This is a genomic window from Serratia sp. TSA_130.1 (genome assembly GCF_052691795.1).
Genome location: NZ_JBQZFS010000003.1, coordinates 253,237 through 266,352 on the forward strand (window position 1 = coordinate 253,237; position 13,116 = coordinate 266,352).

Sequence of the window (13,116 nt, forward strand, 5' to 3'; positions counted from 1 at the left end):
TTCCATGAGTTCAGAAGCGGTATTCATTCAGGTTGGCGCGCTGGCGGAAGGCTTTGCGCCGCACAGCAATACGCTGGAACGCCAGCACGGCCTGGCGGGCACCACGCTGACGCTGCGTTTCAGCGACGGCGCGACGCAGCGCTGCCGGTTTACCGACGAGCAGACGCTGGAGTGGGGCGAACGGCGCGGCGTCGCCTATCGCGCCACCAGCATTCGCCCCGGCGTGCTGTTCATCGATTTTCTCGATCCTGCCCGCGCCAACGCCAGCATTACGCTGGTATGCGACCGCAATCAGGGCAACTTCACTGCGGTATACGGCCAGCTGCCGGACGAAGCGCAGGCGCGGCTCGACGCCTTCAGCCGGGTGGAGCAGGGGCTGCCGCTGACCGCGGTCGAGGCCGAATTCCGCTTCGGCACGCTGGATGACGCCGACGTGGCGCCACCGGGCTTTACCGATGAGCTGATCGGCATGCGCAACATGTACACCTACAGCCCGACCGAACGGTACGAGCACATCTACCTGAACGATAACTTCTACGCCTGGCAGTGTCTGGACGGGGTGGAAAAAGGGCTGGCGGACGTCGATCGCTGCCACTACGTGAAGGTGGCGGAGCAGCTTTATCTGTTCGTCTGGCGCGAGAAGATCATCCCGACGCTGGGCGTGGTGATGATCGATCTGCAGGGCATGCGCACCGACGGCAAGATCCTCGGTTATCAGGGCAGCGATTTCAGCGCGCTGAGCAACTTTGCGGTCGGCGCCCATGCGCAGGTGCTCAACACCACGCGCCACCCGCGAGGATAGGCCGATGAGCGCAACCTATGCGGCCGACGCCTTCGCCGGGCAGGCGGTGCTGGTGACCGGCGGCGCGCAGGGCATTGGGCTGGCGATCGTCAGCGCCTTTGCCCGGCTGGGCGCCGAGGTGACGATCGCGGACGTGCAGCTGCCGCAGGCGCAGGCGGCGGCGCAAACGCTGCGGGGCGAAGGGTGGGAAGTGCAGGCGCTGGCCTGCGATCTGGCCGAGCCGGGGCAGATTGCCGAGTTGGTGGCGGCGGTGGGCGAGCGGCACCAACGGCTGGACGTGGTGATCCACAACGCCGCCTATTTTCCGCTGACGCCGTTCGCCGCCATCGACGCGGCCCTGTTGCAACGCACGCTGAGCGTCAATCTGATGGCGCCGTTCTTTCTGGCGCAGGCGGCGCTGCCGTGGATGCGCCGTGCCGGCGGCGGCAGCCTGCTGGTGACCTCGTCGGTGACCGGCCCGCGGGTGGCGTATCCGGGACTGGCGCATTACGCCGCCTCCAAGGCCGGGGTAAACGGCTTTATTCGCGCGGCGGCGCTGGAGTTGGCGGCGGAGAACATTCGCGTCAACGGCGTGGAGCCGGGGATGATCCGCACGCCGGCGATGGCCAACCTGGGCGACGCGCAGGTGAATCAGGCGATCGCCGCCGCGGTGCCGCTCGGACGGCTGGGGGAACCGGAAGACATCGCCGCGGCGATGGTGTTTCTCGCCTCGCCGGCGGCGGCCTACATCACCGGCCAGACGCTGGTGGTGGACGGCGGCGCGCTGTTGCCGGAAACGAATTCTCTGCTTACTTGACGCTGCAGCGTTGTTGGCTGCAACGCCAATTAATTTGAGAATTCCGGTGGGTTAAATCACTGCTTGGCGGGATGCGCGGTGACGTTGGCAGGCAGGCTGTCGCCCAGGGTGATCAGCTCGTCCAACAACGTCATCAGCTGATCCATTTTTTGCCGCGAGAAAGCGGCTTCAATCTCGGCGTAGCCCTGTTCCACCTGGTGGCGCGCCACTTCATACAGATCCTGACCCTGCTGGGTCAGCGACACGTACAGCTTGCGCTGATCGTTAACCGGCTTGAGGCGGAAGATCAGCTTATCACGCTCCATGCGCGACAGAATGCCGGTCAGGCTGGGGCGCAGGATGCAGGTTTCCGCCGCCAGTTCGTGGAATTCGATCGAACGGCTGTTGGCCAGCACGCGGATGATGCGCCACTGCTGCTCGGTCAGGTTGTGGCTTTTCAGGATTGGGCGGAAGAACCCCATGGCGGTTTCGCGCGCCTGCAGCAGGGCGATGGTTAACGATTCATGCATAAGTTTGGCCTTAGCTATCAAGGTGTTCGTTGTCACGGCGCTTACCGCAGGGCTGTTTCCCCGCCAGGCCCGATTTTGTTAATAACTTAATAGTAGCCAAAGTTACCCGTAGGGATAAAGCAAAAATGCGCGGCGCAGCGAAAAATGGCGAGAAAAATGATTAATACGCTGAATAATCACGCTAATGTTCGTTGTTTGTGAATATTTTGTTATCACGATCACAAATCACCTCAAGCGCGTTGCGTAAAAGCTGCACAGCGTATAAAAGTAATCATTAATATGTTAATGAATGCCGGTTGTCATGTTTTGCCATTGGAGGAGTTCGCATGAAAGGCACCGTATTTTCCGTTGCGCTGAACCACCGCAGCCAACTGGACGCCTGGGATCAGGCGTTTCACCAGCCACCGTATCAAACCCCGCCCAAAACCCCGGTGTGGTTTATCAAACCGCGCAACACCCACCTCGCCAACGGCGGGGCGATCCCGTTTCCGGCCGGTGAAACCGTGCAAAGCGGCGGCACGCTGGCGGTGATCATCGGCGACACCGCGCGCAAGGTGCCGGCGGCGCAGGTGAGCCGTTATCTGGCCGGTTACGCGCTGGCCAACGACGTCAGCCTGCCGGAAAGCAGCTTTTACCGCCCGGCGATCAAGGCCAAATGCCGCGACGGGTTCTGCCCGCTGGGGGAGATCGGCCAGCTGGCGACTGCCGATCGGCTGGAGATCGTCACCGAGATCAACGGCGTAGAGCAGGACCGCTGGTCCACCGCCGATCTGGTGCGCTCGGTGCCGGAGCTGATCGCCGCCATCAGCGACTTCATCACCCTGCAGCCGGGCGATGCGGTGCTGATCGGCACCCCGCACCAGCGGGTGGAGATCAAACCGGGGGATGAGGTGACGGTGCGCGCCGCCGGCCTGCCCACTCTGACCAACCGCGTCACCCAGGCAGGAGCCGCATCATGAAACATGCTCGTATTCGCCATCATGGCCAGGTCTTCAACGTGCAGGTGGATGACCAGTTGCGCGTCACGCTGCCGAACGGCGAGGTGCTGCAGGAGCGCGAATTGGAATGGCTGCCGCCGGCGCAGGGCACGGTGTTCGCCTTGGGGCTGAACTATGCCGACCACGCCAGCGAGCTGGAATTCAAGGCGCCGGAAGAGCCGCTGGTGTTCCTCAAGGCGCCGAACACCCTGACCGGGCACCGTCAGGTGTCGGTACGCCCGGCCGGCGTGGAGTACATGCATTACGAAGCCGAGCTGGTGGCGGTGATCGGCAAGACCGCGCGCAACGTCAGCCGTGAGCACGCCATGGAGTACGTGGCGGGTTACACCCTGTGTAACGACTACGCCATCCGCGATTACCTGGAGAACTACTACCGGCCAAATCTGCGGGTGAAGAGCCGCGACACCCTGACGCCGATCGGGCCGTATATCGTCGATCGCGACGACGTCGCCGATCCGCACCGGCTGGCGCTCGGCACCTATGTCAACGGCGAGCTGCGCCAGCGCGGCAGCACCGCCGACATGATTTTCGACATTCCGTTCCTGATCGCCTACCTGAGCGAATTCATGACGCTGCAGCCGGGCGACATGATCGCCACCGGCACGCCGAAAGGGCTGGCCGACGTGCAGCCGGGCGATGAAGTGGTGGTGGAGATCGAGGGCATCGGCCGTCTGGTTAACCACATTATCAGTGAAAAAGATTACGAGGAGAGCCTGCGATGAAAACCATCAACCACTGGATCAACGGCAAGAACGTCGCCAGCAAAGAGTACTTCACCACCACCAACCCGGCGAACGGCGAGGTGCTGGCGGAGGTGGCTTCCGGCGGTCAGTTGGAGATCGACCAGGCGGTGGCGGCAGCGAAAGAGGCGTTCCCCAAATGGGCCAACACGCCGATGAAAGAGCGCGCGCGCCTGATGCGTCGTCTGGGGGAGCTGATTGACCAGAACGTGCCGCAGATCGCCGAACTGGAAACCGCCGACACCGGCCTGCCGATCCACCAGACCAAAAACGTGCTGATCCCGCGCGCTTCGCACAACTTCGAGTTCTTCGCCGAGGTGTGCCAGCAGATGAACGGCAAGACCTACCCGGTGGACGACAAGATGCTCAACTACACGCTGGTGCAGCCGGTGGGGGTGTGTGCGCTGGTGTCGCCGTGGAACGTGCCGTTCATGACCGCCACCTGGAAAACCGCGCCTTGCCTGGCGCTGGGCAACACCGCGGTGCTGAAGATGTCCGAACTGTCGCCGCTGACCGCCGATCGCCTCGGCGAGCTGGCGCTGGAGGCCGGCATTCCGGCCGGGGTGCTGAACGTGGTGCAGGGCTACGGTGCCACCGCCGGCGACGCATTGGTGCGCCATAAAGACGTGCGCGCGGTCTCCTTCACCGGCGGCACCGCCACCGGTCGCCGCATCATCGAAAGCGCCGGGCTGAAGAAATTCTCCATGGAACTGGGCGGCAAGTCGCCGGTGCTGATCTTTGAAGACGCCGACATCGAGCGGGCGCTCGACGCCGCGCTGTTCACCATCTTCTCGATCAACGGTGAACGCTGCACCGCCGGTTCGCGCATCTTCATTCAGGAGAGCATCTACCCGGAATTCGTCAAACGCTTCGCCGAGCGCGCCAACCGTCTGCGCGTGGGCGATCCGCAAGATCCCAACACCCAGGTGGGGGCGCTGATCAGCCCGCAGCACTGGGAAAAAGTCTCCGGCTATATCCGCCTCGGGGTGGAAGAAGGGGCAACCTTGCTGGCCGGCGGCCCGGACAAACCGGCCGGTTTGAGCCACGGCAACTTCCTGCGCCCGACGGTGCTGGCGGATGTCGATAACCGGATGCGCGTGGCGCAGGAGGAGATTTTCGGGCCGGTGGCCTGCTTGCTGCCGTTCAAGTCGGAAGAAGACGGCCTGCGCATGGCCAACGACGTGGAGTACGGCCTGGCGTCGTACATCTGGACGCAGGATGTGAGCAAGGTTCTGCGCCTGGCCCGCGGTATCGAAGCCGGCATGGTTTTCGTCAACACCCAAAACGTACGCGATCTGCGCCAGCCGTTCGGCGGCGTGAAAGCCTCCGGCACCGGCCGCGAAGGCGGCGAATACAGCTTCGAAGTATTCGCCGAAATGAAGAACGTGTGCATTTCCATGGGCAACCACCCGATCCCGAAATGGGGCGTTTGAGCCTCAGGCCACAATAATAACGAAAGAGATGAGAACAATGACGACAAAACTTACCACTGATGCTGTCCCTGCTCCCGACGTCGTGCGCTGTGCCTACATGGAAATTCAGGTCACGAACCTTAAAGCCGCACGCGAATTTTACGTCGATATCCTCGGCCTGGTCGTGACCGCCGAAGATGACAAAACCCTCTACCTGCGTTCGATGGAAGAGTTCATTCACCATAACCTGGTGCTGCGCGAAGGCCCGGTCGCCGCCGTGGCGGCGTTTGCTTTCCGCGTGCGCACGCCGGAAGACGTCGATCGCGCCGAAGCGTATTTCAAGGCGCTTGGCTGCCGTACCGAGCGGCGGGTGAACGGGTTCGCCAAAGGCATCGGCGATGCGGTGCGGGTAGAGGATCCGCTCGGTTTCCCGTATGAGTTTTTCTACGACGTGCAGCACGTCGAGCGCCTGGCCTGGCGCTACGATCTGTATACGCCGGGCGCGCTGGTGCGCCTCGACCACTTTAACCAAATCACCCCTGACGTGCCGCGCGCTGTGGAATACATCCAGGGGCTGGGCTTCCGCGTAACGGAAGACATCCGCGATGAAGACGGCGTGGTTTACGCCGCCTGGATGCGCCGCAAGGCGACGGTGCACGATACCGCAATGACCGGCGGCGCCGGGCCGCGCATGCACCACATCGCCTTCGCCACCCATGAAAAGCACAATATTTTGGCCATCTGCGACAAGCTCGGCGCGCTGCGCAAATCCGATTTGATCGAACGCGGCCCCGGCCGTCACGGCGTCTCTAACGCGTTCTACCTCTACCTGCGCGATCCCGATGGCCACCGCGTGGAAATCTACACGCAGGATTACTACACCGGCGATCCGGACAACCCGACCGTGACCTGGGACGTGCATGACAACCAGCGCCGCGACTGGTGGGGCAATCCGGTGGTGCCGAGCTGGTATACCGAAGGATCGCTGGTGCTGGATCTCGATGGGCAGCCGCAGCCGGTCATTGAGCGCAGTGCGCCCAGCGAAATGGCCGTCACCATTGGCGCAGACGGTTTTTCCTATACCCGTGAGGGCGATACGGAAAAAGGTTTCAAACTTGGCAATACGCTGTAAATGCCGCTGCGCGGGCCGCGCCCGCGCCTATGCGCCGTCTGGAGAACGTTATGCCCCATTTTTACGCTGAATGTACCGACAACATCCGCCGCGAGGCGGATTTGCCCACCCTGTTCGCCAAGGTCAACGAGGCGCTGGCGGCGACCGGCATCTTCCCGCTGGCCGGCGTGCGCAGCCGGGCCATCTGGCTCGATACCTGGCAGATGGCCGACGGCAAGCAGGATTACGCCTTCGTGCACATGACGTTGAAAATCGGCCACGGCCGCAGTCTGGAAAGCCGTCAGCAGGTGGGCGAGATGCTGTTTGCGCTGATCAAGGAACACTTCGCCGCGCTGATGGCGCAGCGTTACCTGGCGCTCTCTTTCACCATGGAAGAGCTGGATCCGGTGCTGAATTACAAACAGAACAATGTCCACGCGCTGTTCAATAAAGCGTGAATAAGGGGTCGTAAATGCTGGATAAAGAGCAGGTTAACCGCGCCGTGCAGCGCCTGCATCAGGCGGAAAAGAGTCGTGAGCAGATCCGCGCGCTGTCGCTCGATCATCCCGAGATCACCATCGAAGACGCCTACGCCATTCAGCGGCAGTGGGTGGCGCTGAAGATCGCCGAGGGGCGCGCGCTCAAAGGCCACAAGATCGGCCTGACCTCGCGCGCCATGCAGGTCAGCTCACAGATCACCGAACCGGACTACGGCGCGCTGCTGGACGACATGTTCTTCAACGACGGCAGCGATATTCCGATCGATCGTTTCATCGTGCCGCGGGTGGAGGTGGAGCTGGCGTTCGTGCTGGCCAAGCCGCTGCGCGGGCCGAACTGCACGCTGTTCGACGTCTACAACGCCACCGACTACGTCATTCCGGCGCTGGAGATCATCGACGCGCGCAGCCACAACGTCGATCCCGAGACGCAGCGGCCGCGCAAGGTGTTCGACACCATCTCCGACAACGCCGCTAACGCCGGGGTGGTGATGGGTGGGCGGCCGATCAAGCCGGATGCGCTGGATCTGCGTTGGATCTCTGCGCTGCTGTACCGCAACGGCGTGATTGAAGAGTCCGGCGTGGCGGCGGCGGTGCTCAATCATCCGGCCAACGGCGTGGCCTGGCTGGCCAACAAGCTGGCGCCGTATGAGGTGGAGCTGGAAGCGGGGCAGGTGATCCTCGGCGGTTCTTTCACCCGGCCGGTGCCGGCGCGGCGCGGCGATACTTTCCACGTCGATTACGGCCCGATGGGCTGCATCAGCTGCCGCTTCGTCTAATAAGCAGGCTCGGCGAACCGAGCCGCAATAATCGGGCGGGGGCCACGCGCCGCGCCCGCTTGTCAGGGAGAATGCGATGTTAACCAACCACTTCAAGCGAGCGCTGCAGGAAAAACGCCCGCAGATCGGGCTGTGGCTCGGGCTGTGCAGCAGCTACAGCGCCGAACTGTTGGCCGGCGCCGGTTTCGACTGGCTGCTGATCGACGGCGAACATGCGCCCAACAACGTGCAGACGGTGCTGGGGCAGCTGCAGGCGGTCGCCCCTTACCCGAGCCAGCCGGTGGTGCGGCCGCCGTGGAACGACGCGGTGATCATCAAGCAGTTGCTGGATGTCGGCGCGCAAACCTTATTGATCCCGATGATTCAGAACGCCGAACAGGCGCGCGACGCGGTGCGCGCCACGCGCTATCCGCCGCATGGCGTGCGCGGCGTCGGCAGCGCCCTGGCGCGCGCCTCGCGCTGGAACCGAGTGCCCGATTACCTGCAGCAGGCCGACGAGCAGATGTGCGTGCTGGTGCAGATTGAAACCCGCGAGGCGGTGAAAAACCTGGAGGCGATCCTGCAGGTGGAAGGGGTGGACGGCGTGTTTATCGGCCCGGCGGATCTCAGCGCCGACATGGGCTTCGCCGGTAATCCGCAGCATCCGGAGGTGCAGCGCACCATCGATGACGCCATTGCGCGCATCCGCGCTGCCGGCAAGGCGCCGGGCATTTTGATGGCCAACAAGGCGCTGGCGCAGCGCTATCTGGAAGCCGGCGCGCTGTTCGTCGCGGTAGGGGTGGATACCACCCTGCTGGCGCGGGCGGCGGAAGCCCTGGCGAACGAGTTCAAACAGGGCGGGGCGCAAGCGCCTTCATCGGGAGTCTACTGAACCATGAACCACGTCGATTCGCTGCCGCCGGCCAACCCGGCGCAGCAACATAAAGCGTTAACCGCCGCCGAGCAATCGGTGATTAAAAAGTTGTTTCGGCGCCTGATTATTTTCCTGTTCGTGTTGTTTGTTTTCTCTTTCCTCGACCGCATCAACATCGGCTTCGCCGGGCTGACGATGGGCAAGGATCTCGGCCTCAGCTCGACCATGTTCGGGCTGGCGGCGACGCTGTTCTACGCCACCTACGTGATCTTCGGCATTCCGAGCAACATGATGCTGAGCCGGGTCGGCGCGCGGCGCTGGATCGCCACCATCATGGTGCTGTGGGGCATCGCTTCCACCTGCACGATGTTCGCCACCGGGCCGACCAGCCTGTATGTGCTGCGCATGATCGTCGGCATCACCGAGGCCGGCTTCCTGCCGGGCATTCTGGTGTACCTCACCTACTGGTTCCCGGCGTTTTACCGCGCCCGGGCCAACGCCTTGTTCATGATCGCCATGCCGGTGACCATGGCGATCGGTTCGCTGGTCTCCGGCTATATTCTGGCGCTGGACGGGGTGATGAACCTGAAGGGCTGGCAGTGGCTGTTCCTGCTGGAAGGGATCCCGTCGGTGCTGCTGGGCGTGGTGGTGTGGTTCTATCTCGACGACACCCCGGCCAAGGCCAAGTGGCTGACCGACGAGGAAAAAGCCAGCCTGAAGGCGATGATGGAGGCCGACAAGCTACAGCTGGTGCAACCCAACGGGCCGAGCAGCCACCGCGCGCTGCAGCAGCGCAGCCTGTGGCGCGAGATCTTCACGCCGATCGTGCTGATGTACACGCTGGCCTATTTCTGCCTGACCAACACCCTGAGCGCGATCAACATCTGGACGCCGCAGATCCTGCAAAGCTTCAATCAGGGCAGCAGCAACGTGACGATCGGCATTTTGGCGGCGATCCCGCAGATCTGCACCATCGCCGGCATGGTGTGGTGGAGTAAACGATCCGACAGGCTGCAGGAGCGCAAGCACCACACCGCGCTGCCGTACCTGTTCGCCGCCGCCGGCTGGCTGCTGGCGTCTGCCACCGATCACAGCCTGATCCAGTTGCTCGGGATCGTGATGGCCTCGGTCGGCTCCTTTACCGCCATGGCGATCTTCTGGACCACGCCGGATCAGTCGATCAGCCTGGAAGCGCGGGCGGTGGGGATCGCCGTGATCAACGCCACCGGCAACATCGGATCGGCGCTCAGCCCGCTGTTGATCGGCTGGTTCAAGGATCTGACCGGCAGCTTTAACTCCGGGCTGTATTTCGTCTCGGCGCTGTTGATCGTCGGCGCCGTGCTGGTGTGGCGCATCCCGATGAAGGATTCGCGCCCGAGAGCGACGCCTTGATGTGCAAGTGGGCATGATTGCAGGAGGTCATGAGGTGCGGAAAAGTACCGGCTTTATCGCCAACATCGATATTTGCAAAGAGTATGACGCGCGCTACGCCGCCGACGAAGTGCACTACGAAACCTTCGCCGGGCTGGCGGCATTCTTCGGCCGCGACATGCAGGTGCACTGGCACGACTGCTTCTTCCAGGTGCATTTCCTGGAGACCGGCAAGATAGAGCTGCAGCTCGACGATCAGCACTATTCGGTGCAGGCGCCGCTGTTCATCCTCACGCCGCCGTCGGTACCGCATGCGTTCTTCACCGAACCGGACAGCGACGGCCATGTGCTGACGGTGCGCCAGGAGCTGATTTGGCCGCTGTTGGAGCGCCTGTATCCCGGCAGCAACCTGGCGCTGGACATGCCGGGCATCTGCCTGTCGCTGGCCGACGCGCCGCAGGAGCTGACGGCGCTCAGCCACTATTGGGCGCTGATCCGCCGCGAGTTCGCGCAGAACCTGGCCGGGCGCGAACAGACGCTGGCGCTGTTGGCGCAGGCGGTGTTCACGCTGCTGCTGCGCAACACCGCGCTGGAAGACAGCGCCAACAGCGGCGTGCGCGGCGAACTGCAGCTGTTTCAACGCTTCAACAAGATGGTGGACGAGCGTTTCCGCGAGCATCTGCCGGTGCCGGAGTATGCGCAGGCGTTGGGCGTGACCGAATCGCGGCTCAACGACCTGTGTCGGCGCTTCGCCAACCGGCCGCCCAAGCGGCTGATCTTCGATCGATTGCTGCGCGAGGCTAAGCGCATGCTGCTGTTCAGCGCCTGCACGGTGCATGAAACCGCCTACAGCCTCGGCTTCAAGGATCCGGCCTATTTCGCCCGTTTTTTCAATCGGCTGGAAGGCTGTTCCCCTTCAACCTACCGCGCGGCGCAACACGCCCTTTCGTAACCGCGATCACAGTTTGCCGCGAAAGCGGCAAACTGACCTGAAAAGTACCGGCGATTGCCGCAAAAGTCTCTTCTCGAAACCGGCTTTGGCAGCTTCAATTAAGCAACCAAAAGAAAACATTATTTTAACAAATGGCCGACTCCACGGCCTGAAAAATGCCGATTACGAGGAAGACCCGATGAAACCAGAAGACTTTCGTGCCGACAGCAAGCGTCCGTTCACCGGCGCCGAGTACCTGAAAAGTTTGCAGGACAGCCGCGAAATCTACATTTACGGCGAACGCGTAAAAGACGTCACCACCCACCCGGCGTTCCGCAATGCGGCGGCCTCGGTCGGCCAGCTGTACGACGCGCTGCACGATCCGGCCAGCCAGGATCGCCTGTGCTGGAATACCGACACCGGCAACGGCGGTTACACCCACAAGTTCTTCCGCTATGCCCGCAGCCCGGAAGAGATGCGCCAGCAGCGTGACGCCATCGCCGACTGGTCGCGCCAAAGCTACGGTTGGATGGGGCGCACGCCGGATTATAAGGCGGCCTTCGGCTGCGCGCTGGGCGCTTATCCGGAGTTCTACGGCCAGTTCGCCGACAACGCGCGCCACTGGTACAAACGCATTCAGGAAACCGGGCTCTATTTCAACCACGCTATCGTCAACCCGCCGATCGATCGTCATAAGCCGGTCAACGAGGTGAAGGACGTCTACATTCAGGTGGAGAAAGAAACCGACGCCGGCATCATCGTCAGCGGCGCCAAAGTGGTGGCTACCAACTCGGCGTTGACCCACTACAACTTCATCGGCTTCGGTTCGGCGCAGGTGATGGGCGATAATCCGGACTTTGCGCTGATGTTCGTGGCGCCGATGGACGCCGAAGGGGTGAAGCTGATTTCGCGCGCCTCCTACGAGCTGGTGGCCGGCGCGACCGGTTCGCCGTTCGACTACCCGCTGACCAGCCGCTTCGACGAGAACGACGCGATCCTGATCATGGATCATGTGCTGATCCCGTGGGAAAACGTGCTGATCTACCGCGATTTCGACCGCTGTCGCCGCTGGAGCACTCAGGGCGGTTTCGCCCGGCTGTTCCCGCTGCAGGCCTGCGTGCGTCTGGCGGTGAAGATGGATTTCATCACCGCGCTGCTGCAAAAGAGCCTCTCGTGCACCGGCGTGCTGGAGTTCCGCGGCGTGCAGGCCGATCTGGGTGAAGTGGTGGCCTGGCGCAACCTGTTCTGGTCGCTGAGCGACGCGATGTGCGCCGAAGCCACGCAATGGGAAAACGGCGCCTACCTGCCGGATTCCGCTGCGCTGCAAACCTACCGCGTGATGGCGCCGATGGCCTACACCAAGGTGAAACACATCATCGAGAAGAACGTCACCAGCGGCCTGATCTACCTGCCGTCCAGCGTGCGCGACATGAACAACCCGGAGATCGACAAGTACCTGGCGCGCTACGTGCGCGGATCGGACGGCATGGATCACGTTGAGCGCATCAAGATCCTCAAACTGATGTGGGATGCGATCGGCAGCGAGTTCGGCGGGCGCCACGAGCTGTATGAGATCAACTACGCCGGCAGCCAGGATGAGATCCGCCTGCAGTGCCTGCGCCACGCGCAGGGATCCGGCAACATGGATCGCATGATGCAGATGGTCGACAAGTGCCTGGCCGATTACGATCAGCACGGCTGGAAGGTGCCGCACCTGCGGAACAATGACGATATTAATCAGTTGGATAATCTGCTGAAGTAATTCAGGAGGAGGTTGTATGTCTCAGGAAAATGAACAGCGGCTGCGCTTTCGCGACGCCATGGCCAGCCTGTCGGCGGCGGTGAATATCGTCACCACCGACGGCCCGGCGGGGCGCTGCGGCATCACCGCCACGGCGGTGTGCTCGGTAACCGATACGCCGCCGACGCTGCTGGTGTGCATCAACCGCAACAGCGCGATGAACCCGGTGTTTCAGGAAAACCGCAGGCTGTGCGTCAACGTGCTCAACCACGAGCAGGAGCTGATGGCGCGCCACTTCGCCGGCATGACCGGCGTCAGCATGGAAGATCGCTTCCGGCTGGAAGAGTGGCAGCTCGGTGCGCTGGGGCAGCCGGTGCTGCGCAATACCCTGGCCAGCCTGGAAGGGGAGATCGAGCAGATCCAGAGCATCGGCACCCACCAGATGTACCTGGTGCAGATCAAGCAGATCGCGCTGAGCGAAGCGGGCAACGGCCTGATCTACTTCAAGCGTAACTTCCATCCGGTGATTCATCAGATGGCGGTGCCGGCCTGACGCCTGGGGGCGCAGCCAGCTGC

At 62.7% G+C, this 13,116-nt stretch carries 14 protein-coding genes; 13 read left to right on the forward strand and 1 reads right to left on the reverse strand.

What is annotated here, in order from left to right; all coding sequences use genetic code 11:
- Positions 1 to 4: 4 nt before the first annotated feature.
- Positions 5 to 802, forward strand: a complete 798-nt coding sequence (locus tag ACUTQY_RS14290; protein ID WP_004933186.1) for a molybdenum cofactor biosynthesis F family protein — start codon at positions 5 to 7, stop codon at positions 800 to 802.
- A gap of 4 nt (positions 803 to 806) precedes the next feature.
- Complete coding sequence (locus tag ACUTQY_RS14295) at positions 807 to 1,598, forward strand: SDR family oxidoreductase (protein WP_046688189.1); 792 nt, start codon at positions 807 to 809, stop codon at positions 1,596 to 1,598.
- Positions 1,599 to 1,654: 56 nt separating this feature from the next.
- Here ACUTQY_RS14295 and hpaR read toward each other — a convergent pair whose 3' ends face one another.
- On the reverse strand, positions 1,655 to 2,107 hold the full coding sequence (gene hpaR, locus ACUTQY_RS14300; RefSeq protein WP_004933183.1) for a homoprotocatechuate degradation operon regulator HpaR: 453 nt from the start codon (positions 2,105 to 2,107) through the stop codon (positions 1,655 to 1,657).
- A 326-nt stretch (positions 2,108 to 2,433) separates the two neighbouring features.
- Between hpaR and ACUTQY_RS14305 the strand changes: the two genes are divergently transcribed.
- The 11 genes from ACUTQY_RS14305 to hpaC all read left to right on the forward strand — a co-directional run bounded on the left by ACUTQY_RS14305 (position 2,434) and on the right by hpaC (position 13,093).
- Complete coding sequence (locus ACUTQY_RS14305; protein WP_046688190.1) at positions 2,434 to 3,066, forward strand: fumarylacetoacetate hydrolase family protein; 633 nt, start codon at positions 2,434 to 2,436, stop codon at positions 3,064 to 3,066.
- Positions 3,063 to 3,827 (forward strand): fumarylacetoacetate hydrolase family protein, encoded by a 765-nt coding sequence (locus ACUTQY_RS14310; RefSeq protein WP_046688191.1) that lies wholly within the window; start codon positions 3,063 to 3,065, stop codon positions 3,825 to 3,827. Before ACUTQY_RS14305 ends, ACUTQY_RS14310 begins: the two co-directional genes overlap by 4 nt.
- Positions 3,824 to 5,278 carry a 5-carboxymethyl-2-hydroxymuconate semialdehyde dehydrogenase gene (hpaE, locus tag ACUTQY_RS14315; RefSeq protein WP_046688192.1) on the forward strand — a complete coding sequence of 485 codons (1,455 nt, stop codon included), beginning with the start codon at positions 3,824 to 3,826 and terminating at the stop codon, positions 5,276 to 5,278. Before ACUTQY_RS14310 ends, hpaE begins: the two co-directional genes overlap by 4 nt.
- Before the next feature lie 37 nt (positions 5,279 to 5,315).
- A complete protein-coding gene (gene hpaD, locus ACUTQY_RS14320) occupies positions 5,316 to 6,389 on the forward strand; it encodes a 3,4-dihydroxyphenylacetate 2,3-dioxygenase (protein ID WP_087762955.1) in 1,074 nt (357 codons plus the stop codon).
- A 50-nt stretch (positions 6,390 to 6,439) separates the two neighbouring features.
- Entirely contained in the window at positions 6,440 to 6,826 is a 387-nt protein-coding gene (locus ACUTQY_RS14325; RefSeq protein WP_004933172.1) for a 5-carboxymethyl-2-hydroxymuconate Delta-isomerase, read from the forward strand.
- 14 nt (positions 6,827 to 6,840) lie between these two features.
- A complete protein-coding gene (gene hpaH, locus ACUTQY_RS14330; RefSeq protein WP_033641768.1) occupies positions 6,841 to 7,644 on the forward strand; it encodes a 2-oxo-hept-4-ene-1,7-dioate hydratase in 804 nt (267 codons plus the stop codon).
- A gap of 76 nt (positions 7,645 to 7,720) precedes the next feature.
- Positions 7,721 to 8,515 carry a 4-hydroxy-2-oxoheptanedioate aldolase gene (hpaI, locus tag ACUTQY_RS14335; RefSeq protein ID WP_033641769.1) on the forward strand — a complete coding sequence of 265 codons (795 nt, stop codon included), beginning with the start codon at positions 7,721 to 7,723 and terminating at the stop codon, positions 8,513 to 8,515.
- A 3-nt stretch (positions 8,516 to 8,518) separates the two neighbouring features.
- On the forward strand, positions 8,519 to 9,889 hold the full coding sequence (gene hpaX, locus ACUTQY_RS14340; RefSeq protein ID WP_046688194.1) for a 4-hydroxyphenylacetate permease: 1,371 nt from the start codon (positions 8,519 to 8,521) through the stop codon (positions 9,887 to 9,889).
- 34 nt (positions 9,890 to 9,923) lie between these two features.
- Positions 9,924 to 10,820, forward strand: a complete 897-nt coding sequence (gene hpaA / locus ACUTQY_RS14345; RefSeq protein WP_004933161.1) for a 4-hydroxyphenylacetate catabolism regulatory protein HpaA — start codon at positions 9,924 to 9,926, stop codon at positions 10,818 to 10,820.
- Between the two features lie 178 nt (positions 10,821 to 10,998).
- Complete coding sequence (gene hpaB, locus ACUTQY_RS14350; RefSeq protein WP_004933158.1) at positions 10,999 to 12,561, forward strand: 4-hydroxyphenylacetate 3-monooxygenase, oxygenase component; 1,563 nt, start codon at positions 10,999 to 11,001, stop codon at positions 12,559 to 12,561.
- 16 nt (positions 12,562 to 12,577) lie between these two features.
- Positions 12,578 to 13,093: a 4-hydroxyphenylacetate 3-monooxygenase, reductase component gene (hpaC, locus tag ACUTQY_RS14355; protein WP_016929186.1), complete on the forward strand. Its 516-nt coding sequence runs from the start codon at positions 12,578 to 12,580 to the stop codon at positions 13,091 to 13,093.
- Positions 13,094 to 13,116: the final 23 nt, after the last annotated feature.